The sequence below is a fragment of the Gemmatimonadota bacterium genome, from assembly GCA_026705765.1.
Lineage (GTDB): Bacteria > Latescibacterota > UBA2968 > UBA2968 > UBA2968 > VXRD01.
On sequence record JAPPAB010000043.1, the window covers coordinates 40253 to 64349 of the forward strand.

Here is a 24097-nt window from a genome sequence, read left to right on the forward strand (position 1 = left end):
CAGTCATCCGGTCCCCTTAGACCAATTACCACCCATGAATCCCGTGCCCTTGATCTGGAAACCAGATTACATCTACGAGGAATGCGATTCCTATTGCGAAGACAAATCCCACGATTAATCCATAACAGCACGGGCGCACCCGCCGGTAGAGCAGGATTCCACCGAATTTCAAGACCAGTAATTTGGCTAACCAGACGAGGAAGATATTAAAGATATAGATGCGCATCTGCCAGCTATACATCACCATCAATCCCATGGGATGTATGGGCCACCAGGGAATGCGCGATTGAAGTGCGGCAAATAGTAGCGCACCTGCGGTGCCCAATAAGTATGTGCCGATTTTTTCAGTGTCTGGAACCGTCCGATCTGTATTGGCAACCTCTCCGGCGATAATATTGTAGCGTTCACGCGCCGAACCCTCCAATGCCCAGGAATGAAAGCTGGCACCGCCCCAGGTATAACACAGCCAGACCGTATAAGAGGCGCCGATGATCACCCCGAGGAGTACACCCGCCCAGATCAAGCGATTGGTTTTTGTCGATCTCGCCATTACCCGATCGATATTGGGCAATGCCGTTGGTACGCGCCAGCCTGCCAGCAAGCGGTGGTTCACCATATGCGTGCTTACCAGCGTAGCGGTTGACATATTGCGCGTGCCTACAAACATATCGCCCAGTATGGTTGTTCCACCTGCCCAAAAGGGAAATAAATACGCAAAGCCAACAGCCGCCAGCAATTTCATAGATACAAAAATGCCGATCCAGAACGCGGTCATCCACAGTACCAGTGTCACTGGACCATTGCCCGACTGATACAGCCAGAATGCCATGTACAATAATCCGCATCCCAGCGCCAATACCGTCCCTCGCGGCGATAGAATCACCGTCTCAGATGGCGTTCTCTGAACGGGTTTTCGCACCTGATGCCAGACCTGTCTCAAATGTCCTCGCGCCACCCACAGGCCCCAAATTGCCAGACCGGCCATTGCGCCGTTTGAGAACAAACTGAGAATGGCACTGCCATCCGCTGTCTGGCCTTCTAACCCGATTGTAAATCCAACGCGGTTCATTCCGTACTGCGCGCCCATTCCCAGCACAAACATCGACCAGATGCTGAATAGAATATTCAGGTCGCATAAAAATGTGAAGCCTATTAATGTGGGCAAAATGCGGTAGGAAAAGGCGAAGGGTGAGAGGTGTCGCGATAGCTGGACGCCGCGTCGTCCCCCGCGTCCAAACATGGGGTCAAAAATTGAGATGCGGGGAAAATCGGGGATGAAGTATTCTCCGATGTTCCACAAGAGGGGGATGGCTGCGATAAAAAATCCCGCCCAAAATGCCTTGCTTTGCATAAAGGCGGGCCAGCCCGGTTTTTGATCAAATCCTTCGGTGAGTTCCAGGGATACTTCGGCGAGGGGATAGACCAGGCGTTCGTGTTGCGCCCATTGTTTTTGAAATAATGCGGTCAATCCCAGGCCAACGGCCGTGATTGCAAGGGCGATGGATCCCGCCCAGAAGATTGGTCCCAACCACGCGCCCCAGGGTACGGTAGACCATAGCCCCTGATAGAAGCCATTTACCACACCCGGACTGTTCAATGGCAGCATCCAGTTGGGCAAATCGTCAAAGTACAGTTCTTCCCAGCGGTTCTCCGGCGATGCAAAATAGCGTGGTGCGGCCATCATGCCGGCCCATTGCGTTGCCCAGTTAAAGCCGGCGAACAAGCCGCCGACCCACAGGAGACAAAATAGCACCCGCATCTCTGTTGCGGACAAGGATAACCGGGGCCAAAAACGCTTTAATATGGAATTGCCCAGGAGCCAGAATACAAAGGGCAATAATACGGTCATTGGCAGGTTGGACATTGCCAGGAGACCGGATCGGGTGCTCAATTCTACATAGGTTGACATCACGCACGTAAATACCAGCGTGCCTACCATCGCCAATACGGCTGTTTTGCGCACCCGGCTCTCTGTTTCTGGCGTTTTAATGCTTTGTAATTGGCCCATGAATTAATAAAGGATCTACCAGTCTCCGCGCTGGTATTTGTCCCAGGTTGCAAAGAGTGTCTGTTCCAATGTTTGAAGTTCCTCGGCTGTACCGGGGTGTGGGGTGTGTGTATAGACAGTCCGGTTGATGTCGGTTACTGCCTGGATCAGATTTTCGCGCGGGTTCCCCTGCAGGTCGTAATAGCCATTCTGGTTGTTTTTTGCGAGTGTGTCACCGCCCTGATCATACATACAGGCGCAATACGTGACGCCCAGAACCTGCGGGTCTTTGTAATGTCTCATCAGGCTTGCGCGGTATATTTCACCGCGTGCGTCGTGAGATGATACACCAGCGTGACGCTTGCCTTTTTCGCCGGGGTAGTGGAATCCGAAATAGTCATCTGACATGAGGATGGGCAATTCCGCGGTATCGGCCAATTTGTTGACTGAAATTGTGCGGTTAACATGTTGGGGTGCGATCATGTCGATGTAGGGCGCCGCTGCTTTCCACGATTTTCCGGTCAAAGCCCATTCTTTGATAAAAGAGCCGAAGATGAGATGGTTGCTGTCCCATCGTCGAATGGCGGTATGGGCGATCTTGTAGAGTGTGACACACATGTAGGAGAGGATGGCTTCGAAGTCATCCAGTTGCCGTGGGTCCAGTGTTTTTTGTATTGCCGGATAATTGCGGTTCTCAAAGGCCTGGTCGTAAACCAGTATTTCCGTTTGTTTCAGGTCGGTAATCTGGCTCAAAGAAATGCCGTATGTCCGGTTGAATTTTTGAACGTCGTTGTCATACCGTTGCGCGAGCAGGTCGATGATGGCATTTCGTCCGGGGCTTTCTGGCGGTAGGGACAGGTGGTGGTTCACCCAGTGTTCTGAATGGTTAAATGCGCCGAAGCCATAATAATAGCCCATTACGAGCGGGTCATCTGCAGCGGCTGGACAAGCCGCTTTGGCTCTGGATTCAATCAGTTGTTCAAACTCTGGATCAAAAATATCCGGGAGTGTTTCTCCTTCGACAAATTCCCAGGGGTGTTTCAGCAAGATTACGCCTGCTGCAAAGGGGAAATTTTCTTCCCGAAATATTGCTTCTGATTCTTCTATATCGACAAATCCATTCAGGTTGCGTTCCGGGCTTGTGGCTCCGCCCAGGGCGCAGTTAAAGCCCATTGCACGGGCATTGGCAAGGGAGCCGCGTACCCATGCTTCCCGATCGCCTCCATAGATATTTTCGCAGGCTACATCGCTTTCTCCCGACAACAGATGGCTGAGTGCCACGGGAAAAAAGACGTTGCCCTGCGGCGTTATAAACCAGTTTCGCCCATCGATTTTTTCCAGATGAAAAAAGCCGGTTTTTTCACCCTGAATACCGGTCCATCCACCATATTCGTCCAGTTCGTTGTTCATTGCGTTCATTCCTATGCGTTTCCCTCGTGCATTTTTTAGAAAAAAATAGGCGCCGACGGATGAGTGTACTCCGCCAGGCGCCTGTGTACGACGGATGCAAACGCGGTCTTACTGTCCAAAGTCAAATCCGACCGTCACGACATGTACTGAACCCAGACGGCCAAATTCAATATAGGCGTAATCCACGCTGATCCCGTATTCATCGCGCTTCAGATTGAGGCCACCGCCAGCGGTGAGGCCCTCTTCGTCGTAGTTGAAGCGGTACCCGCCGCGGATATAGGCCAGGTTTCGCAATCCGTATTCGGCGCCTACGTGCATTTTTTCGTCGCCGTCATTGGGATGCGTAAACTCGGTTGCCACCGTGAGGAGATGGGGCTGATCCTCTGACTGTTCGACCAGGTCAAAAGCCGCACCGAGTTTGAATACCATGGGCATTCGCACTTGCGATGGCGGTATTTGGATCTGTTCGTCGTATTTGGTGAACTCGGTATCGGGACCGAAATTCTGACCGAGCATGGCTATACGCAGGCTTTTGATGCCGGTGTGATAGTACGTGCCGATATCAATGGCCCAGTTGCCGGTGGTGGCATCGTCTAAGGTTTCCTGGAAGTACTTCGCCGTACCGCCTACCTGCAAGCGATCTGTGATGCGCCGGGCGTAATTGATGCCCACGGCGAGGTCACCGCCAGAAAACGTGCCCAGGCCTTCTATAACAGGCTGGGTGCGGCCCAGAGTTTCTCCACCGGAACCAAATAGTTCCTGGTTTTCCGTGCGTACCATATCCCCGTAATCAAGGGTACTGATACTGAGGCCGAAAACACCCCACTGGTCAAAATTTTTGACCACAGCGCCAGAATAATAGGTGATGTCGGCAATCCAGTTCATGTTGCTGCCCGAAAGGCTGATATTTGTTACGTCTGAGATAGTAGATGGATTGGTCAATGCGGCGTTGGCATCCGCTTTGCTCAATACCGTTGCAATACCTCCCAAACTCGCCATGCGCGCCGAGGAGGGCAGTTTGGCAAATTGCCAGCCCGATCGCCCCACGCGGCTATAGGGCAGAGCCTCGACGCCTGGGCCTACCTCTGCCTCGAACCGCCGCTGTGCGAACCCCTCACTTGCAAATCCCAGCACGAGCAAAAGGGTCGGGATTATTGTCCATCTGAATGTACAACGTTTCATTATAGCCTCCGCTTATCGAATGATCATGAACTTCCCAACGTGGGACTGGCCTTCTTGTCCCGCTACGTGAGAGGTTACGTGATAGATGTAAAGTCCCGCGGCCGGGCTTTCGGAAAAGTCCGTTTGGAGATAATTGCCATCGGCTTGACTGCCCCAGGTGGTTTCTCCAAAACCGTCGTGTTCAATAATTTTTATTAAATCGCCCGCAAGCGTGTAAATCCGGATGGTGCATTTGGCCGGGATATTTACAAAAGCCAGGCGGTTGTTCTGAGATGCATCCAGCAACCCGCTTCGCTGGCGGAAGGGATTGGGCACGACGCGGATCTGGGTCATATCATCTGATGGTGCTTTGGGGGCTTCCGTAGCAAAAAACGTATAGGCCGTTATGCCGCTTTCCAGTCCGTGCCTATCGTAGGAGGTCACCGCAAAGCGAAAGGGGATACCGGGGTCTGTCTCGGCTTGATAAACGATCTTATCGCCCTGCTTATAAGCTGCGGCTTCTGAAGCGGAAATATCCTCAAGCAGTTCCCAGGGACCGGTGATGTGAATTTCTGATCGGTAAACCCGATATCCGGCAAAGTCATTTTCACCTGTGCCCGGGTCCTGGTAATTGTCCGGAACGGCTTGCCATGCCAGGGTGAAACCCTGTGTCCCGGTACTGGCGTCGGCAAATGGCTCAGCCTCCAGCTTGGGGTATCCGTCTTCGACAAATGGCTGGGTTCCCACAAGAGGGGGCGGATACTGATCGGCGGGTAGCTTGTAGTTATTGGCGATCAGTTCCAGAGCCGAATCCCAGTTTTGCTTCAACGCGGCAATACCTTCTGCCTGGTATCGTTGTGCGGCTTCTAATCCGCCGCGTTGCGACACATTGCGGTCCATCTCGCCAAAACAATAGAGGATGATCAGTTCAATTTCATCGCCGGGCTGAAAATTGTAGGGACCAATATAGGAATACAGCATGGGGGATCGCTCGAAGAGATTGCCATCCACCGATCCGTCTTTGGGACGGGATGGGTCGTTCCAGAGGTCAATCCAACTCGCCCGCTCCTGATCGTGTGAAAATGCCAGCAAATCCTGTTCCCAGCTTTGTCCGGCCCACAAACGCCCGGATTCGCGCGCTGGTACGCGCGCATCGCTCATCCTGCCCGCGAAGTTGCCCGTCCGTGTTGCGGATTCAGCCGCAGCGAGGATATTGTAATGGGGTTCTTCGGGCTGACCGTTGTAAGTCAGATTTAGAATGCCCCACGCCCGGGCTTCTGGTTCGTAGAGTCTGCGGTCCAGAGACCCGGCTTCGGTGATATTGCCGGGGTCACCCCCATCGCCGGTCACGTCTCCCGGCGGCTCGAATATGTTAAACGAAATGGGCGCGCTTTCAGTGGTCGGCCACTGCACATCGTCGTAGAATATGAAAATTTTCCGTTCCGGATCCCAGTCGAATTGCATGTCGTTCTTGAACTTGAAGGCGTTGTTCACGAGCTGACCGTTGTTGTACTGAACCTGAGCGGGAAAACACATGTAGAAATCTTCAAAGGGTACGTCATCGACATGTTTGATCTTGATCTTGTGGATGACAAAATCGTCGTATTTAGGCACACTCCACACCATTGTCTTGGTGGTGATCTGCATTGCTCCCATTGGATCGGCCGGGCTGGCTGGATTCATTTTGAACGTCTGGAAAACCCCTTCGCCCCATTGCTCGGCCTCGTTGGTACCGCCTGGTCCCACAAAATTGTAATTGTAATTGTTGACCATGGGCGTTACGGCACCGCCAAAAGACACAATGCTCCGTTCTGTTAAGTTGATCTTGACCCGCCGCCCCTGATTGTTGACCCAGATCCAGGGCGCAATCATGTCCATGTGATCCGGTGCTTGATAATAGCCGGGATATGAAACGACATTGGGAATCGCCGTTTCTGCGTAATTCGCCGCGGTACTCGTGCCCCACCACAATCTTCCGGCGGTAAACTCGATTGGGTTGTTGCCCACGAGTTGGCTTTCGGGCACCTGAGCATTTACAACCTCCGGCAACATCAGCACGAGGCACATCACCCAGAGTGGGAGAAGCCTGCGTATTGCATTCATCTAAAACTCCTTTGTTGTTTGAGAAGGGAATTGCAGGCCGGGTATCGTTCGTTCTTCTCGACACCCGGCTATTTGGCTAATAATCAATCGACAGCGAGAAGAACAACTCTCTCGGATTCAGGTCCGGGCGGTAAATCGTCCACTGATTCGGCTCTACCCATTCGGCTGAAGCACCATCTGGCGTCAGATAGGAAGCTTTTATCACGGGCATTTCACCCTTTTCAATGTAGTTGAACAAATCTTGTCCGCCGAACAGTTTCAGGATTTTGTTGTTGAAGACATTGTGTATGTCTATTGCGAATTCGCCCTTCATTCCACCCACCAGTTCAAAACGCTTGGAGAGGCGCGCATTGGTGCGGTGATAGGGCTTCCACGACCGGTTCAGCGGCTCAGTGCTCGTATCGCCGGGCGGATGATAGGTGTATCGCTGCGCCGAAGCGTAGGTGTAGTGCATGTTCAAGAACCAGTTCCCTATCACCGGGCCGTAGTTGTTGGGTGTGCTGAGCAATGCATTGAGCTTAAACGTGTTGTGCGGGTTCCACAACTCCAGATTGTTCTCGCCGGATCCGTGATAGCGATCCCTTCCGAGTTGCTTGATCGAACCGTCTGGTTGTTGGATGGGAATGTAGAGGCTCGTGGGACCATAGGCACCCGTGCTGGAATAGGACAGATCGTATTTGAGCTGGAGGCGCACATTTTGCCAGCGCTTGGTACTCAATTCCAGTTCCAGACCGCGTGCATCCAGGCGTGCTCCCGCCATCGAGAAAGCGCCCCGGTTGGTAAACCCACTCTGAGGCGTTTGCTTCTGCGGATTGTTGGGATCCATAAACAAAGTGAATTGAAGCGTTGAACTGTTGCCGGTTTCTTCCTCACGTCCCTGTCGGAAACCTCGCCTTGTCAGATCCTTGGCGTCTTTGTAATACATGGTTACATCCAGACCGAGCACCCCGGCAATGTCCTGATCAAAGCCCACTTCGTACTGGATCATCTTTTCGAACCCGATCTCCGGGTTGCCACCTGTGCCCCACCAGTGGATATAGTTGTAATCCTCGTTGGGATTTGCATCGTAGTTGGGTGGCAGTTGAACGCTCGGATCAGAGGGTGCCCCGCGGTTCCAGATGGCCTTATTCCCGGCAATTTTTACCCAGGGCGGACGCTGGTTAAAATGTCCGTACATAAAGTGCAATACGGTGCTCGCGGTAATGGGATGCGCGATGCCCACGCGGGGTGAAATCGCGACCTGTAGCGGTGTCTTGGCGGCATGGGGGCCGTCCGGATCAAAGGACAGAATTCCGCCCGCAATATTGCCATCGGTAATACTCGACAGCGCGTAGGGATCCCAAAGGATGTAATTCACGTTCCGGTTGGCGTTGAACATGTCCAGGCGCAAGCCGAGGTTTACGATCATGCCTTCGGCTTCGATTTGATCCTGCACATAAGCGGTGAAATCCCAGGGGCTATAATCCCTGTTTGGCACCTTGTTAAACGGTTGTGAAGCCGATCCAAATTGCCCACCGTACCAGGTATCGATATACTGCGGATCGAATGATAGGCCCGCCTTGACCAGATTGTGTTCGTTGACCTGACTGGTCAGATCAAAATTGATTGATGTTCGCCAGGTATTGGCGAACAGTTTGGCGTTATCTCTCGGCCATTGCCACCGCCGTCCGCCAGTGCTGACCGGACTGGTGGGGAACCAGGTGGGTTCCAAAAATGCCGGGGTTCGATCGAGTTGATCCTGGAATAAGACGGGATTCGTATCCAGGTTTTCGTAATGCGCGTCGTAATCCATTCGGTAGTGCTGAATGCGGAAATCCATAAATGTGCGCGGACTGAAGACGTGCGTCAGTTTTAACATTGCCGCATTCGTCCGAATATACTGTGGAGGCGGCACGCGCGAGTTATTGCCGGTAATTACGCTGTTGCCGTTCGAATTCCATTTCTCTCTCTGAAAAGGCGTTCGGATTCCACCCGATGGAAGATTCCCCATTGAACCACCCATATCGTCGGACGACATGTAAGACAATCTGGGCTGACCGCTGTTATCGGTGCCCTGGTGGTTGAACGATGCCGTGATTTTGGTGTTCTGGGTCAGGTTGTAATTCAATTTGGCGAGCGCGCTCCATTCGGGGCTGTATTTGAAAACACTCGGCCACCTGGTTACACCTCGCAAATACTTGCCGGTTAACAACAGATCCATATTGGAGGAGATGGGACCGAAAGCAGCGCCTTCCCACTCCCACTGGTTCAGATCTGCGTAATTACCCATGTCTTCCGGCGGCGTTGTGAATTCCTGATATTTCTGCCAGTTGAACTCAGGTGTAGGATTTTGGCCCTGCTCTGTCCAGTAGTTATTCCAGGAGGCTCCCATGTCGTTTTTATCGAAGAACTCTTTGGTGATTACCTGGTTCTCGACATTTTCCTCGCTGTAAATATTGCGGCCCCAGTGGTATTTCCCGCGCGGGCGCATGCGCGCTTTGGCAGTCGTGTGCCAGCGGTCTCGCGCTGATCGCGTTACGATGTTGATGATCCCATCGTTGGCCCGGCCGTATTCCGCGTTGTATCCACCCGTGAGTATTTCCATTTCCTGGATGGCCGCGGTATTGGTCACGACAAAGCTGGATTGGGTATTGCCGTCCCGCACATCCACACCATCTATAATATAGGCGGCGGTGAAGCCGTATCCTCCGCGGATACTTCCCCGAACCCCCACTCCAGATTGGGTTTCCACGGCCTCTTCCACGGAATTGGCCCAACTCAATTCCAGGTCCATCGTCGTCATCGCCTGCTTGCTCCCCGTGAGGTCGAGTTCTACGGGTGGGCGTTCGGCCATGACCAGTATCTCGGCTGCTTCGAGGGTTTCTTCGGTTAGTTCAAAATTGAGTTTTGTGGTTTGGTCGATTTTTACGCGGACGTCGGTCTGTGTGACCTTTGTATATCCCACCATTGATGCCTGTACTTCCCGCACACCAGGGGGGACATTGAGGATAAAATAATTGCCATCGGCGTCTGTTGTCGCGCCCAGACGGGTGCCAAGCACGACGACGTTTGCGCCGGGCAATACTTCTCCCGATTTGGCGTCTTTTATTACGCCAGCAACCTTCCCCGTGGTACCTGCAAAGGCTTGGGATACCAGGCAAAGGGAAATGATACACAGCAAACACATTCGCTTCATGTGTCAACTCCTTTGTTTGTGGTTTTGACGAGGATGACTTCCCCGCCTGACGACTTGGTTTTCTTCAAAATCTATCGACTCTCATTCCCTGAAGGCCTCCTTTCTCAGTGTAAATTATCCGTTCTCAATATCCAGTCCAACGGGGTCCAGTCCGTTTGGGGTGGTCCCGTTTTTGGGACGTATTGATATTCGGGGGTTGCCCTCAGCCATCCGTGAAACCCAACGCGGACGTGGTCGCCCCGGTTGGCGGAGGAGGCGTGTACCATTAGATAATGGCATATCGCCACGTCGCCCGCCCGTGCGACGACGGGGATTGGATCGTTGAGCGGGATGTCCGGCGCGCCTGTGCTGCCGGTTGTGCGCCACTTTTCTCCGAGGTCGATGTTGTTGGTATAAGCCCACGAAAATACCTGTCGCGGGCTGCCCGGCCATACGGTGAATGCGCCGTCGTGTGCATCCGTGTCTGTGAGATAGGCCATGACGAGGAGGAGAAAGTGGGTGGGATATACGGTGAGGCCATTGCCCTGGCGCGTGCCGTCGATATGCGCGCCGCCCGGTTCAAATTGTTTGGGTCCCGGCTGCGGAAATCGCAATATGGGGCTTAATCCCGGCTCACTGGTGATAGCTGGTCCGGCGAGTTCACGCACGATCGCTTTCAATTTGGGCGAGATACACAGGGTCCGATCAATCGCAATGCCTTCCTGAGTCACATGCATGCCATTTTTGTCTTTGGGCCATGTTTTTGACTCATCGGGCACGATGCCGGTTTTATTTTTCAGTTCTTTTAGTCCCGTGCGCACGCGGTCTGGATCGACCAGTCCCGGGACGATGACAAATCCATCATTGACAAATTGTGCGACCTGCGCCTGCGTGAGGTGCGCTGTGCCTTCTGGCTTGGAGATAGACATGGGAATATCCAGAGTTTTTGAAGATTGGTATTACAATCCCGCGGGTAAAAGAATGAGTTCGGGTATTCGGGCACGCGAGGGTGTGGTCGCTACATACAGGCATGCGTCGGCTACGTCTTCTGGCTTTAGTGCTTTGGCCATGACTTCTGGGGGTGTGGGTACGGGGCGCTTTAAGACGATGGGCGTGTCGCACAATCCGGGGAAGATTACGGTGGTGCGAATGCCGTTTTCCTGTTCTTCCTGGAATGTTCCGTGCGCCAGGCCAGACATGCCGTGTTTGGATGCTTGATAAGATACGCCGGAGACATCGGGCGATTGTACGCATCCAGAAGATAGATAGATGATCAGGCCCGATTGCTGTTTTCGCATGGTGGGCAAGACCGCTTTTGTGCAGTTGAATGCGCCGGTCAGATTTGTGCCGATCATCATTTCCCACGTTTCGTGGGTTAATAATTCGAGGCTGCGGTCCGGGATGTTCGTTCCCGTGGCGTACACGAGAATATCGATTTGTCCGAATTCATCCAGTGTTGTCTGGATTAAGTGGTTTACCTGTTCTACATATCGCGCGTCTGTGGGACAGGCGATTGCGCGGTTTCCTATTTCTGCTGATAGGTTGTCTAATTTGTCTTTGCTTCGCGCTGCCAGTACCACGCTGGCACCTGCCTGGGCATAAGATCGCGCGGTCGCTTTTCCCATTCCCGAACTGCTTCCCACGATTATGGCGACTTTGTTTTCCAGCGCGTGATGCATGGGATTCTCCTTCAGATTGGACCTATTCAAATACAGTTATATAAGGTAATAAGGTTTATAAATGCGCGCAAGTGTGAGTAAAGTGGCAGTTGCATGCACATGCTTAGAACCGTATCTTTTACCGATAGTGGGAGATTATGTAGATACTGAAAAACTGAAAGGACAAGAGATGAGCGATTTGTTGATCGAAAAATATATGGCGAAGACGCCAAAGTCACGTGCGTTATACCAGCGGGCGCGGGAGACTTTTCCCAGTGGGGTGACGCACGATACGCGCTATTTGAAGCCCTATCCGCTTTCGATTGCCCGGGCACAGGGTGGACGCAAGTGGGATGTGGATGGGTGTGAGTATGTCGATTATTTTGGGGGTCACGGTGCGCTGATTTTGGGGCACAATCACCCGGAGGTGACCGAGGCGGTGCGGGAGCAGTTGAGCAGGGGGACGCATTACGGGGCGTCACACGAGTTGGAATTGGAATGGGCAGAGCAGATTATTCGGATGGTGCCGTGTGCGGATAAGGTGCGTTTTACGTCGTCGGGGACAGAGGCGAGTCTTTTGGGGTTGCGCGTTGCGCGCGCTTTTCAGAATAAGCCGAAGATTCTGCGTTTTACGACGAATTTTCACGGCTGGCACGATCAGGTGGCTTTTGGCGCTTCGACGAGTTTTGACGGTACGCCTCCGAGCGGTATTACGGAGGATCATGTCGAGAATGCCGTGTTGTGTGAGCCGAATAATATCGATCAGGTTACACAGGCGCTTGAGAGTCGGGACGATGTTGCCGCGGTTATTCTGGAGCCGACAGGGGCGAGTTTTGGGCGGGTGCCCACGCAGGGTAGGTTTTTGCGCCAGCTTCGCGCCGTGACCCGAGAACACGGAGTGTTGCTCATTTTTGATGAAGTGATTACGGGTTTTCGCGTGGCGCCCGGGGGTGCTCAGGAATATTATGGGGTGACGCCGGATTTGGCTCTTTTTGCGAAGATTGTTGCGGGTGGTTTTCCCGGTGGCGCGATTGCGGGGCGCGCGGATTTGCTCGATGTGATGACGTATCGCGACGATGCTTCGTGGAATAATAGATACCGCGTGCCACACCAGGGTACGTTTAATTCGAATCCGGTTTCAGCGCGTGCGGGGTTGACGACGCTTAAGATTATTGAGAAGAATGATATTACTGACTGCGCCAATCAAAATGGCGAGGTGTTGAGAAGTGCGCTCAATGATGTGATTCAGAGACGCGGGGTGAACTGGGTCGTGTATGGCGAGTTTTCGGGGTTTCAATTTTTGCCGTTGTCCGAGGATCAGACGTACACATGTTCGGATATTTACGATGGTACAGTGCCCCATTCGGTTCTCAAGGGCGGGATTTCGATGAGGCAGATTCACCAGCTTCGCTGCGGTTTGATTGCAGAGGGGGTCGATGTGATGCCCTGGCCCGGTGGTGTGATTTCCGCTGTTCACAGCGATGCGGATATCGATCAGACAGCTCAGGCTTTTGATCGGGTGCTTAAGGCGTTTAAGGCATGAATATTATGCCTTAATGCGTACATTGCGAAAGTCAATGGGGCTGCGGTGGTTTTGAAGGCCGATGTATCCGGTTTTTAAGCGGTTTTTGAGGTCTGGATGCTTGCTTGTGTCACAGGATATGACTTCGCGTCCGTTGATGATGACGTTTACCATTGTTCCCTGGCAGGATACTTCAATGGCGTTCCACTCTCCCGCCGGGTGAGATGGATCAACGGTGGGGGCGACTGCATCGTAGATGGCGCCGTTTGATTTATTGTTGAGTGGGTCGTGTGGTACGTCGTAAATTTGTATTTCCATTCCCTGATAGGCGGGGCGTCCTTCTTCGCTTGTTCGCAGGAATATTCCGCTGTTTCCTCCCGCGCTGTTTCGATAGTCCAGGCGCAGTACAAAGTCTGTGTACATGGCTTTGGGGCGAATCCATCCTCTGCCTTCGCCATTGCATACCATTAATCCGTTCTGGACTTCCCAACCTTCTTCCGGTCCGATAATTTTCCAGTCGTTCAGGTCTTTGCCGTTGAATAAGGGCGCGAATCCTTCCGCTTGTTCTTCTGGGGATAGGTGTGTTGCCATTGGTTTTCCTCCGTAAATAGGTTATACCTCTACGCTGAATCAGTTTCTCGCCATTTGATGAGTGCGTGGGCGACGGTTTCTACCATTTCTTTTACGTCGGCGTTGTGCGCGTCAATGCTGTCGGGGATGGCTTGTAAAAAGGTGCGGATTGTGCCGGCTTGTTCGCAGATGTGTTTGTCGCCATAGACGTTGTGTTCGGGTTGTCGGGGGTCGATGAGTACTTTTCGATTTTTTAATGGTTTGACGTGATAGTTTTCGAAGATGGCTTGTTCGAGAATTTCCGCTTTTGCCCGTAGATGGTGGGGCATGGACGCTTTGTCGTGCATGCCAATGCTTCGAGTGAAGTCTGGCCGCGTAAAGTGGGCGTGGACTTCTATGGATGCATCTGGTTTTTTTTCCAGGAAATACTGCCACAGTGCCGCGGTTTCTCTGGGTGCGCTTTTGCCTTCTACGAGGTGGTTAATTCCGAATTTTGGGACTTCGCCCATGGCGTTGGTTACGCTGCGTCCTTCGCAAATGCCGTCGGGATTTGTGATGGGCATGAGGCAGAATTGTACGTGGTCTAATAATCGCTGTGTGCGTGCGGTTGGGATGGTCAAGCTGTGGGCTACGTGGAGGATGCCCCAGGATACGGGTTCGCACGATTGCATTGTGGCATCGACGAGTAGCGTCAGGTCGCGCGGTTGGGTTTCCAATACGCAGATGGGTCTTCCCCGGGCAGAGTGACCTATTTCCCGGTAGGTCCAGATGTCGTATTGTTCGGATAGTTGCCGCGCTTTTTCGCAGACGACGGATGGGTCTTCATAGGGGGCAGATGCGATGCGGAGGGTTTCTCCGGGTTGGATGTGTACGGATATGTCGATGTGTTCTGCGGGGTGAAAGTCCGTGTTTTCAGATGGTACCCACGCCCATCCCGTGTTTTCTCGCCAGATCCACCAGGGTGGATACATGTAGTTTGCGCCTTTTTTGCTTAGTAGGAATCGCAGTATTACCCGTTTTGCGCGGTTGCCGAGGTGACGTACGCGCACATGGGCCATGTATTCTTTGGGTACGCCTGCACCGTCGAATAATTCGTCCAACAGGTCCTGGAACCATTGCGGGATTTCTTCTATTTTGTATCCGATTTCGCTTATGCCGGATTCTATTATCCGCATCTCACCGGCGCTGCTGCACGGAAAGTCGTCGTCGATGATGATGTCGTTGTTTTCGAGTTTCATTCAACATATCATCCCGCGTTTTGCGCGAATCCCATGGGCAGGTGGGTCGTCGCCAATCCAGCGTTCGTCAACGGGGTCCGATGCGAGTTGATATCGCGTGTCGGATGATATGCGGTATTGTTTGGAGTGATTGTCGGAGCTTGAGTGCAGGGTGTACATCGAGAATATCAGCAGGTCTCCCATTTCGTATTCCGATACCAGCCAGCGTCCACCCAGTTCTTTGCGGGTGGCTATCGCATTAGAGGAATAAGATCCGGTCGAGTTCCATTTTACAGAAGCCCGCTCTTGATTGGTCAGGTTTCGCCCTTCGGCGCGTGCGCGTTCTACTATTTCCTGGGCGTCGCCTTTGTTTTCACAGTACAGATCGACGTCTGTTGAGCCGTATCCCGATTTCAGGTGGTGCAGTTTGTGTGAGTTTTCGAGTAGCATCAATCCGCCCATGTAGGAGGGCACATCGCCATAGGGTATCCAGGCGGTGTAGAGGTTTTTTGTTCCGCGGCCCATATAGACGATGTCACAGTGCGGATTGGTGGCGGTGTGCAATCCGGGCTGTTTGGCTCGAAACCAGGTGTAGTCAAAGTAGCGCGCAGGTCCGCCGAAAAAGAAGTCGAAAAACGACATGATCGGGCCTTCGTGGATTACTTTGTCCAGGGGGGGGTTGTTGCGTGCGAGTAAGGGCATGAACGATCCGGTTGCGCGTCCGTCAATTTTCTCTTTTGAAGCTGCTATGCCGTCGATTGCCGGATAGCGTTCGTCCAGGACTCCCGCGCCCATCATCCGGTTCATGACTTCCTGGCGAGCGGCTAATACTTCGTCTTTGTTCAGTAAATTTTTGAGAAATAAGTAGCCATTCTCTGTCATTCGGCGGTGGAGTTCGTCGCGATCATCTATCGCGTCATTGGATTTGCGTAAGCCGCCAAAGTCGTCCGACGAGTGGCCCAGGGGTTCGCCCTGATACGTGAGTTTTAATGCTTTTTCTATTTCCATAGATTCCTCCAGGATATTTTGTTGTCTGTGTAATATAAAAAAAGTAATTTGAATAAACAATGCTGTCCTATATTCTAACTCGCATTTTTAAGGAGTTTTTATGTTTCTCGCCAATATGACTTCTCCCGATGTCGATGCTTTGTCGCGGGATCTGGTGGTTATTATACCCGTGGCTTCGCTTGAGCAACACAGTCTGCATTTGCCCGTTTTTACCGATTCGATGATTCTTCAAGAGGTGGTCACTCGCGTTGAGAAGCGGTTGTCCCGGGATGTGCTGATACTTCCAGTTATGTGGCTGGGGTATTCGCAGCATCATATGAAGTATCCCGGTACGGTTTCTGCGTCGTCCGAGACGCATCTGGCGATTATGTATGATGTTCTCGCTTGTATGGTTGAACACGGTTTTACACAGTTTCTTTTGATTAATAGCCACGGGGGCAATGAGCCAAATATTTCGGTTTTGCGCCAGCGCGTTATGGAGGGGTATGAAGATGTCAATCTCTATACGACGACGCCGTATGCCGGGCCAGCAGATAAAAAGATCAATGAGGTTTTGACTCTGGGTGCAACGGGATCCGGGCATGCAGGAGAGTGTGAGACAGCTATGATTATGGCGATTGACCCCGATCTGGTAAAGACAGATGCGTTATACAGGGATGCTCAACGTCGCATGGAGAGTATTCCAGGGTTGCGTCTGTACAAGCGATTTGATCAGAATACCGCGCACGGGGGGGCGGGAGATCCGCGCCCTGCGACGGCAGAGATGGGCGAGCAGATTTTTCAGATTGCCGAAGATTTTCTGGTTGAGGCTATACAGGAGATTTATGGGGATGGAAGGCGTTAAAAAATAGAGTTGAAAAAATAAAAGCCCGCATGATTTCTGTGCGGGCTTTGTCGTTTGTATCGCGACTAAAATGGCAGGTCGTCGTCTGCGGAATAAGGAGGGGGTTCTGAAGCGGCGGTGTCGTCCGATGCAGAATCTGTTGGCTGTGATCTTCCCTGAGACCCGTCACCCTGAGGCGCGCCGCCATAGCCTCCATCCATACCGCCCATTTCACCGCGGGCATCGAGCAGTTGCATGTCGCGAGCAACCACTTCGGTGGTGTAGCGCTTTAGCCCGTCTTGCCCTTCCCAACTGCGCGTTTGTAATTTGCCTTCGATATAGACTTTGCTGCCTTTGCGCAGATACTGGTTGCAGATTTCAGCCAAACGACCCCATACCACAATGCGGTGCCATTCGGTGCGTTCTTGTCTTTCACCACCGCTGTCGGTCCAGCTTTCGTTGGTGGCGATGCTGAAGTTCGATACGGCTGTGCCTCCTGGCGTGTATCGAAGCTCGGGATCGGCGCCTGCATTGCCGATCAAGATGACTTTGTTGACTCCTCGTGCCATACGTGGCCTCCTCGGGATTAGGTGTACGTTTCAGGGACATGGCACGACCCTGTAAGATTTAGTACGAATATACTTTTGCATGTGGGATTTGTCAAGGTGACATTGGTTAAAATAATGGCGAGGGGTGTTGCGATGCCCTATATTAAGCGAATCAACGAATCAACGAATCAACGGAGCGTGATACAACTGCGCCAGTAGTTCATTGAAACTCATAACGATTTTGGGTGGTTGGGCGGGATTCGTCTATTCGTCTATTCGTTTTTAGGAGGTTTTATGGAATATCGCATATTGGGACGCACGGGTTTGAAGGTTTCGATTATGGGGATTGGCGGTGGTGGACCTACGCAAATGGGTCAAAAGACGGGTGTCGATCAGGCGGGTGTGAATCGTTTGGTGCAGCGCGCGCTGGATCTCGGTATCAATTTTTTCGATACGGCTGCCGCGTATGGCGAGAGTGAGACGATTCTCGGAAATGCGCTCAAGGGTGTGCCGCGCGATGATTATATTCTGGCGACTAAATTTCACGCCCATCTTCACAATAGCGGTGAGCTTGTGAGTCCAGAGAATGTCGTAGATTCTATTGAGCGCAGTTTGAAGCGGTTGCAGGTGGATTATGTCGATGTGATGCAGTGGCACGGTGTTCGTCCATACCATTATTCTGAGGCTATTGAGCAGTTGTGGCCCACGGTGGAGAGGCTGAAAGATCAAGGGAAGTTCGGGTTTATGGGGGTGAGCGAGACGTATGCCGAAGATCATAAACACGAGATGTTTTCTATGGCTTTGTCGGATGATTTGTTCGATACGGCTATGGTGGGTTACAATTTGTTGAGTCCAACGCCCGAGCACGAGGTTTTGCCTATGTGTCAGGAGCGGGATGTGGGCGTGATTTGTATGGTTGCTGTTCGGCGGGCACTGGCTCGGCCCGATGTGCTTGAGGAGCGCATTGCGTATGCAAAGGATAAGGGGTTGATTGCGCGAGACGCCCTGGACGCTGAGGATCCGCTGGGATGGCTGGTTAAGGGCGATGTTACGTCGTTGCCCGCGGCGGGTTATAAGTATGTGAATGCACATCCCGCGATGGGTGTGGTGCTGTCGGGTACGGCAAATATTGACCATTTGGAGGAGAATGTGAAGGCGATTCTCGGCCCGCCTTTGCCAGATGAAGATATGGTGCGGTTGCGGTCTATTTTTGGCGATGTGTGGGAGCCGTTAGGGAATTAAAGGAGTTTTTTTGAATAATCCAATTTCTGAGTGGAATCGGGACTTTCGTTTGCTGGCGCTTGCGGTTGCTTCGCAGGGGATTTTTTTTGGCGTGCAGTTGACGCTTTACAACAATTTTGTTGTTGATCGCCTGAATATCGACGCGCACGAGTTGGGGTATGTGGAAGCCCTGCGCGAGGTGTCGGGTTTTATGAATGCGTTTTTTGTCGCGCTGATGGTGCGGTTCGCGCCTCCGGTTGTGGCTGCGATTTCGCTGATGGTTATGGGCGCGGGTATTATGGCTTATGCCCAGGTTGATTCGGTTTTTTTGCTGGCGGTGTATTCGTTTGTGTGGGGTGTGGGGTTTCACTGCTGGATCCCTATGGAGCAGTCGATGGCGTTGCTTTTTTCGCCAGAGGGTAAGAAGGGGAAGTGGTTGGGGCAGTTGCGCAGTGTGAATAGTGTGGCGTGGTTGCTGTCTATTCTGATTTGTAAGTTGGCTTACGATTTTGTCGGGTACAATGGTTTGTTTATTATGGCGGGTGCCGCTACTGTGGGTGGTGGTTTTGCCATTTTGTTTGCGTCTCGCAAGCGGCCAGCTCACGAGCGAAGTTTTGTGTTTAAGCGGCGGTATGGTCTGTATTATGCGCTGAATTTTCTGCAGGGTATGCGGAAGCAGATGTTTATTACGTTTGCGATTTTTGCTCTGGTGAAGATACACGGGATGCCCGTGCATACGACGATGATTCTGGTGCTGATGAATCAGACGTTGATTACGCTGACTGCGCCGACGATGGGAAAAATGGTGGATCATTACGGCGAGCGGAAGATGCTGTCGCTCAGTTATATCGGGTTGACTTTTGTGTTTTTGGGATACGCAGTGGTGACGCATCGTCCCACGCTGTACGTTTTGTATTGTGTCGATAATATTATCTTTTTTGGCGGGATTGCGCTGACGACGTATTTGCACAAGATCGCGCCGGAGTCGGATCTCAAGCCGTCGCTTGCGATGGGTGTGACGATGAATCATGTGGCTTCTGTTGCGGCACCGCTTTTGGGCGGTTTTGCATGGCACTATTTTGGATATCAGGTGATTTTCTTTAGCGGTGCTGTTCTGGCACTGATTTCCCTGATTGTGAGTCAATGGGTCGATCCCGAAGGGCAGCTTGAGCGGGAGCGGGAGGAGATGCCGGATGGCGTAGCTGCACAACCTGTTTCGTGAGCGGAGAAGGACGATGGCTGGTAAGGCGTTTGATACATGGGAACCGATTGTTGAAGACGACGAGGCGATCCGGGCGGCGTTGGCGGATGCGAATATTCCCGCGCTGATGGTTTCTCTGGTGCATTTGACCGGGGATATGGACATTGTTCGGGGGGAGATTCGCCCACGGGCGAGGAATCTGGCGGATCCACAGGCGGGTGTGAAAGAGGATCAGCAGGCGGTTGTTCGAGAGATTGCTTTTGAGGTGTTGAAGGCCTATCGGGATCGCGGTTGTACTTTGCCGCCTGCACCGGGCCGGGCTCGGGTTTGGGAGATGATGAATTTTATGATTGGGGAGGAGATTCCCGAAGATTACGGGGCGTTTCTGGAGGGGGAGTTATCCCTGAATGACGAGGATCCTTTTGTGCCTCCGGGGATGGATGATTTGCCCGGGAATAAGAGGCGGGATTTTCGCGTGTTGGTTATTGGGGCGGGGATGTCCGGGTTGCTGGCGGCGCATCGGCTTCAAGAGGTGGGGATTTCGTTTACGGTGGTGGAGAAGAATGCCGATGTGGGTGGGACATGGCTGGAGAATACGTATCCCGGATGCCGCGTTGATAGTCCGAATCACTCGTATTCCTATTCTTTTGTGCCCAAAAATTGGCCGCAGTATTTTTCTACGCAGCGGGTGCTTCTCGATTATTTCAGGCAGTTTGCAGAGGATTTTCGTCTGCGCGAGCATGTCCGGTTTCGGACAGAGGTTGTGTGTGGGCGTTTTGATGAAGAGCGCAAGGTCTGGAAGGTTGAGGTGCGGGATAAAGAGGGGGTGAGGCAGGCGATTGAGGCGAATGCTATTATCAGTGCTGTGGGGCAGCTCAATCGCCCAAAGTTGCCGGATATTGCGGGGCGCGAGTGCTATCGGGGGATTGCATTTCATTCTGCGCGATGGCCGCGGGAGTGCGATTTGACGGATAAGTGCGTTGGGGTGATCGGTACGGGCGCGAGTGCCTTTCAGTTTGTGCCGGAGATTGCAAAACAGGCGCGCGAGGTTTTTGTGTTTCAGCGTACGCCGCCCTGGATTCAGCCCAATCCGCATTATCATGCGGATGTGCCAGAGGGGCAACACTATCTTTTGAATCATGTGCCGTTTTACGCCAAGTGGTTTCGGCTGTTTATGTTCTGGCGTTCGGCAGAGGGGATGCTCGGTGCGGCGAAAAAGGATCCGGCATGGCCACATCAGGAACGCGCGGTGAGCAAGGCGAATGACAAGGTGCGCCAGCGGATTATAGAATATATCGAGTCGGTGCTGGGTGATGATCCCGAGTTGATGCAGAAGTGTATTCCGGATTTTCCGCCGGCTGGCAAGCGCATGTTGTGGGATAATGGCCTGTGGTTGCGCACTTTGAAGCGGGAGAATGTGCATCTGATTACAGATCCGATTGGGAGGATTACAGAGTCCGGTTTGGAGACGCGGTCGGGTGAGGGCTATGATTTTGATGTGCTGATTTACGGTACGGGGTTTCAGCCGAGTCGGATGTTGTGGCCGATGACGTTTGAGGGGGTTGGGCGCAGGGATTTACAGGCGCATTGGGATGGCGATCCGCGCGCATATAAAGGTGTTTCTATTCCGGGATTTCCCAATTTTTTTTGTATGTATGGGCCAAATACAAATATTGTTGTGAATGGGAGTATTATCTTTTTTTCTGAGTGCGAGATGAGGTATATCCTGGGGTGTATCAAGTTGCTGATTGAGACGGGGTGCGCTGCGATGGATTGCAAACGGGATGTGCACGATCAATATAATGAGCGCATTGATGCGGGTAATCTGGAGATGGCATGGGGTGCGCCAAATGTTCGGAGCTGGTATAAGAACGAGGCCGGGCGGGTGACGCAAAATTGGCCGTTTTCAATGCACGAGTTCTGGAAGCAAACGCGGGCGCCCGATCCCGAGGATTATGTGTTTGTTTAGATTCTCATGTTCTCCAACTATTTCACCATCGCATGCCGCAATCTGTGGTCGCATAAGCGCGATACGCTGATCAATTTGCTCAGTCTTATTGTGGGGCTGTCGTGTTGTGTGATGGCGATTGTGATTATTTTTTCCGAGATGAGCTATGATCGGTTTCATCCGGATATGCATCGCATTTATCGGGTTTTGCGGGAGCGGGTGAGCAATGAGCAAACGCAGGTGCGGTGGCTGACTTCGGGGGCGCTCGCGCGGACACTTGAGGCGGAGATGCCCGAAGTTGAGTTGGCGTCCAAGAATCGCATTTATCCGGTTGTGGTGCGGTATGAGGACCGAGAGCTTACGCTGGCGCAGGGGCAGGTTGACGATCGGTTTTTTGAGTTGTTTCACTTTCCTTTTTTAACTGGTGATGCCAGCGCGTTGTCGCAGCCGTATCGCATTGCGATTACGGAGTCGGCGGCAGAGAAGTTGTTTGGCAAGGTTGATCCCATAGGCAAGGTTATTACGATTCGCGAGCGGTATTACGGCGGCGATTATACGGTTGCCGCTGTTTTGCAAACGCCTCCAAAGTTTTCGTCCCTTCGGTTTGATTTGTTGCATTTTACCGATGGGCGGACAGTGGAGGCTGTTTTTGATTGGACGCAGTGGCGGGGGCTGGTGCAACAGGCGGGTATTGAGACTTTTGTGCGTTTGCGCGATGGGGTAGATGCGGGTGAATTCGAAGCAAAGATGTCGGGTGTTATTGAACGGCATATGGGCGCAGATGTGCGCCGCATTCTTTCGTTTCGCTTGCAGCCTCTTACGCGGGTGCATTTGTATGGGGTTCAGGATTACAATTTGCCTTCAGGTGGCAATGTTCAGATGCTCTATCTTTTTGCGACGATTGCGGTGCTGGTGCTGGCGATTGCGGCGATCAATTTTGTCAATCTCGCCACGGCGCGTTCGATGTATCGGGCGCGCGAGGTGGGGATGCGGAAGGTGGTTGGCGCGCGGCGCAGTCAGTTGGTTCAGCAGTTTTTGTGCGAGACGGTTTTGCTCGCGTTGCTGGCTGTGGTTGTAGCCGTGCCTCTGGCGCGCATCGCGTTGTCAGAACTCAGCGCGCGCACAGACGCGCATTATGCTCTTGACGCATCGATGCTGTTCGGGCTTTTGCCGGGTCTTTTAGGGCTTGCCGTGTTTGTGGGTTTGATGGCGGGGATGTATCCCGCGTTTTATTTTTCGGGGTTTCGTCCGGCTGATGTGCTCAAGGGCGTCGCGCATTTGCCGGGTGCGCGGCTTCGGCAGGTTCTGGTTGTGGCGCAATTTGCCATTGCTATTTTGCTTGTGATTGTTGCGGATGTTATTTATCGGCAACTGGACTATATTCAGTACAAGGATCTCGGTTTTGATAAAGAGCATCTCGTTTTGTTGCCTATTTTTAAGCTGGATCGCCGGCTCAAGACCAATGAAGATCCCTGGCTCGTGGCACAGTACAATACTGTAAAGCAGGCGTTTTTGGTACATCCCGATATTGTTTCGGCGTCTGCGTTTCGCTTTTTGCCTGGGCGTGATGGCGGTGGTTTTGTGCGGATTGTCAAGCCGGAAGGTCAGGATCATACCGAGTGGCGGATGCCAGTGCAGGAGGCCGATGAAGATTTTTTTGCTACTTTCGGTGTGTCCATTCTGGCTGGTCGCACGTTTTCACCCGGGGTTGAGCGCGATCGCACGCATGCGTATATTCTCAATGAGACCGCTGTGCGCGCGCTTGGCTGGACAGTGGAGGATGCCGTGGGACGGCGTTTTGGACGGGCGCGTTCAGAAGATGATGCTAAGGGGACTGTGATTGGCGTGATTGCAGATTTTCACTATGCTTCTCTTCGCGAACCGATTGGTCCGGCGGTTTTTGCCTATCGGCAGTGGTTTTACGATTATCTGGCGTTGCGGGTGCGCGATTTTTTAGTGGTTCGACCTTTTCTCGAGGAGACCTGGGATACATTTATGCCAGCCGATAAGCCTTTTGCGTTTACATTTCTCGATGAAGAACTCGATGCGATTTATCGGACGGAAAGGGTTTTGGGGCAGGCTGTTACCGCTTTTGCCGGGTTGGTGTGTTTGCTGGCGTGTTTGGGTTTGTTCGGGCTGGCGGCTTTTACGGCTGAACGCCGCAGGCGCGAGATTGGTATTCGCAAGGTGCTCGGTGCGTCTGTTTCAAGTGTTGTTTTGTTGTTGTCCAAAGCGTTTTTGAAGCTGGTGCTTGTCGCCAATCTCATTGCCTGGCCCGTTGCTTATTATTTGACAAATACCTATTTGCAAAATTTTGCGTATCGCGCGTCTCTCAGTTTATGGCCTTTTGTGTTTTCGGGTTTGCTCGCGCTTCTGATTGCACTTTTGACCGTTGGTACGCAGGCGTTCAGAGTGGCGCACACTAATCCGGTAGAAATACTGAGGCATGAGTAAACGAATAAACGAATAGACGAATGGTAATATATACTGGTTTTGGGAGGATGGGTGGGGTTCGTTGATTCGTTGATTCGTTGATTCGTTGATTCGTTGATTCGTTGATTCGTTG

Annotated in this window: 17 protein-coding genes; 6 read left to right on the forward strand and 11 right to left on the reverse strand. The window is 52.5% G+C overall.

Translation table 11 applies throughout. The features are described from left to right. Positions 1-25 precede the first annotated feature (25 nt). The 7 genes from OXH16_05430 to OXH16_05460 all read right to left on the reverse strand — a co-directional run bounded on the left by OXH16_05430 (position 26) and on the right by OXH16_05460 (position 11494). On the reverse strand, positions 26-2008 hold the full coding sequence (locus OXH16_05430) for a hypothetical protein (GenBank protein MCY3680816.1): 1983 nt from the start codon (positions 2006-2008) through the stop codon (positions 26-28). Positions 2009-2023: 15 nt separating this feature from the next. Beyond that, positions 2024-3397 carry a hypothetical protein gene (locus OXH16_05435; protein MCY3680817.1) on the reverse strand — a complete coding sequence of 458 codons (1374 nt, stop codon included), beginning with the start codon at positions 3395-3397 and terminating at the stop codon, positions 2024-2026. 108 nt (positions 3398-3505) lie between these two features. After that, complete coding sequence (locus OXH16_05440) at positions 3506-4579, reverse strand: PorV/PorQ family protein (GenBank protein MCY3680818.1); 1074 nt, start codon at positions 4577-4579, stop codon at positions 3506-3508. A gap of 12 nt (positions 4580-4591) precedes the next feature. Beyond that, positions 4592-6661 carry a hypothetical protein gene (locus OXH16_05445; GenBank protein ID MCY3680819.1) on the reverse strand — a complete coding sequence of 690 codons (2070 nt, stop codon included), beginning with the start codon at positions 6659-6661 and terminating at the stop codon, positions 4592-4594. A 76-nt stretch (positions 6662-6737) separates the two neighbouring features. Further along, positions 6738-9836, reverse strand: coding sequence for a carboxypeptidase-like regulatory domain-containing protein (locus tag OXH16_05450; protein MCY3680820.1), 3099 nt, complete (start codon positions 9834-9836; stop codon positions 6738-6740). A gap of 104 nt (positions 9837-9940) precedes the next feature. Continuing rightward, positions 9941-10744 (reverse strand): phytanoyl-CoA dioxygenase family protein, encoded by an 804-nt coding sequence (locus OXH16_05455; protein ID MCY3680821.1) that lies wholly within the window; start codon positions 10742-10744, stop codon positions 9941-9943. A gap of 30 nt (positions 10745-10774) precedes the next feature. Then, positions 10775-11494, reverse strand: coding sequence for an SDR family NAD(P)-dependent oxidoreductase (locus OXH16_05460; protein MCY3680822.1), 720 nt, complete (start codon positions 11492-11494; stop codon positions 10775-10777). Between the two features lie 169 nt (positions 11495-11663). Here OXH16_05460 and OXH16_05465 point away from each other — a divergent pair, with 169 nt between their 5' ends. Continuing rightward, positions 11664-13016: an aspartate aminotransferase family protein gene (locus tag OXH16_05465; protein ID MCY3680823.1), complete on the forward strand. Its 1353-nt coding sequence runs from the start codon at positions 11664-11666 to the stop codon at positions 13014-13016. A 3-nt stretch (positions 13017-13019) separates the two neighbouring features. On the opposite strand, the gene OXH16_05470 is transcribed toward OXH16_05465, so the two are convergent. From OXH16_05470 to OXH16_05480, 3 genes are read right to left on the reverse strand one after another with little or no spacing between them, the layout of a single operon-like run. Continuing rightward, the gene (locus OXH16_05470) at positions 13020-13586 is read right to left on the reverse strand and encodes a DUF1080 domain-containing protein (protein ID MCY3680824.1); all 567 of its coding nucleotides are present in this window, start codon (positions 13584-13586) and stop codon (positions 13020-13022) included. A 29-nt stretch (positions 13587-13615) separates the two neighbouring features. Next, positions 13616-14803 carry a M14 family zinc carboxypeptidase gene (locus OXH16_05475; GenBank protein MCY3680825.1) on the reverse strand — a complete coding sequence of 396 codons (1188 nt, stop codon included), beginning with the start codon at positions 14801-14803 and terminating at the stop codon, positions 13616-13618. Continuing rightward, positions 14804-15790 carry a phytanoyl-CoA dioxygenase family protein gene (locus OXH16_05480; protein ID MCY3680826.1) on the reverse strand — a complete coding sequence of 329 codons (987 nt, stop codon included), beginning with the start codon at positions 15788-15790 and terminating at the stop codon, positions 14804-14806. 100 nt (positions 15791-15890) lie between these two features. Between OXH16_05480 and OXH16_05485 the strand changes: the two genes are divergently transcribed. Then, positions 15891-16634 carry a creatininase family protein gene (locus OXH16_05485; protein MCY3680827.1) on the forward strand — a complete coding sequence of 248 codons (744 nt, stop codon included), beginning with the start codon at positions 15891-15893 and terminating at the stop codon, positions 16632-16634. Positions 16635-16699: 65 nt separating this feature from the next. On the opposite strand, the gene OXH16_05490 is transcribed toward OXH16_05485, so the two are convergent. Next, positions 16700-17182: a single-stranded DNA-binding protein gene (locus tag OXH16_05490; GenBank protein ID MCY3680828.1), complete on the reverse strand. Its 483-nt coding sequence runs from the start codon at positions 17180-17182 to the stop codon at positions 16700-16702. Between the two features lie 273 nt (positions 17183-17455). On the opposite strand from OXH16_05490, the gene OXH16_05495 reads away from it, so the two are divergent. From OXH16_05495 to OXH16_05510, 4 genes are read left to right on the forward strand one after another with little or no spacing between them, the layout of a single operon-like run. Further along, positions 17456-18403, forward strand: coding sequence for an aldo/keto reductase (locus OXH16_05495; GenBank protein ID MCY3680829.1), 948 nt, complete (start codon positions 17456-17458; stop codon positions 18401-18403). Positions 18404-18413: 10 nt separating this feature from the next. After that, entirely contained in the window at positions 18414-19604 is a 1191-nt protein-coding gene (locus tag OXH16_05500) for an MFS transporter (GenBank protein MCY3680830.1), read from the forward strand. 13 nt (positions 19605-19617) lie between these two features. Beyond that, a complete protein-coding gene (locus OXH16_05505) occupies positions 19618-21552 on the forward strand; it encodes an NAD(P)/FAD-dependent oxidoreductase (GenBank protein ID MCY3680831.1) in 1935 nt (644 codons plus the stop codon). Positions 21553-21558: 6 nt separating this feature from the next. Beyond that, positions 21559-23985 carry an ABC transporter permease gene (locus OXH16_05510; GenBank protein ID MCY3680832.1) on the forward strand — a complete coding sequence of 809 codons (2427 nt, stop codon included), beginning with the start codon at positions 21559-21561 and terminating at the stop codon, positions 23983-23985. Positions 23986-24097: the final 112 nt, after the last annotated feature.

What these genes read in the sequence shown, in the direction of transcription:
- OXH16_05470 (MCY3680824.1), bottom strand. Translation starts at nt 13,586, where the DNA reads ATGGCAACACACCTATCCCCAGAAGAACAAGCGGAAGGATTCGCGCCC.
- OXH16_05440 (MCY3680818.1), bottom strand. Translation starts at nt 4,579, where the DNA reads ATGAAACGTTGTACATTCAGATGGACAATAATCCCGACCCTTTTGCTC.
- OXH16_05485 (MCY3680827.1), top strand. Translation starts at nt 15,891, where the DNA reads ATGTTTCTCGCCAATATGACTTCTCCCGATGTCGATGCTTTGTCGCGG.
- OXH16_05445 (MCY3680819.1), bottom strand. Translation starts at nt 6,661, where the DNA reads ATGAATGCAATACGCAGGCTTCTCCCACTCTGGGTGATGTGCCTCGTG.
- OXH16_05460 (MCY3680822.1), bottom strand. Translation starts at nt 11,494, where the DNA reads ATGCATCACGCGCTGGAAAACAAAGTCGCCATAATCGTGGGAAGCAGT.
- OXH16_05465 (MCY3680823.1), top strand. Translation starts at nt 11,664, where the DNA reads ATGAGCGATTTGTTGATCGAAAAATATATGGCGAAGACGCCAAAGTCA.
- OXH16_05430 (MCY3680816.1), bottom strand. Translation starts at nt 2,008, where the DNA reads ATGGGCCAATTACAAAGCATTAAAACGCCAGAAACAGAGAGCCGGGTG.
- OXH16_05435 (MCY3680817.1), bottom strand. Translation starts at nt 3,397, where the DNA reads ATGAACAACGAACTGGACGAATATGGTGGATGGACCGGTATTCAGGGT.
- OXH16_05450 (MCY3680820.1), bottom strand. Translation starts at nt 9,836, where the DNA reads ATGAAGCGAATGTGTTTGCTGTGTATCATTTCCCTTTGCCTGGTATCC.
- OXH16_05480 (MCY3680826.1), bottom strand. Translation starts at nt 15,790, where the DNA reads ATGGAAATAGAAAAAGCATTAAAACTCACGTATCAGGGCGAACCCCTG.
- OXH16_05490 (MCY3680828.1), bottom strand. Translation starts at nt 17,182, where the DNA reads ATGGCACGAGGAGTCAACAAAGTCATCTTGATCGGCAATGCAGGCGCC.
- OXH16_05475 (MCY3680825.1), bottom strand. Translation starts at nt 14,803, where the DNA reads ATGAAACTCGAAAACAACGACATCATCATCGACGACGACTTTCCGTGC.
- OXH16_05495 (MCY3680829.1), top strand. Translation starts at nt 17,456, where the DNA reads ATGGAATATCGCATATTGGGACGCACGGGTTTGAAGGTTTCGATTATG.
- OXH16_05505 (MCY3680831.1), top strand. Translation starts at nt 19,618, where the DNA reads ATGGCTGGTAAGGCGTTTGATACATGGGAACCGATTGTTGAAGACGAC.
- OXH16_05510 (MCY3680832.1), top strand. Translation starts at nt 21,559, where the DNA reads ATGTTCTCCAACTATTTCACCATCGCATGCCGCAATCTGTGGTCGCAT.
- OXH16_05455 (MCY3680821.1), bottom strand. Translation starts at nt 10,744, where the DNA reads ATGTCTATCTCCAAGCCAGAAGGCACAGCGCACCTCACGCAGGCGCAG.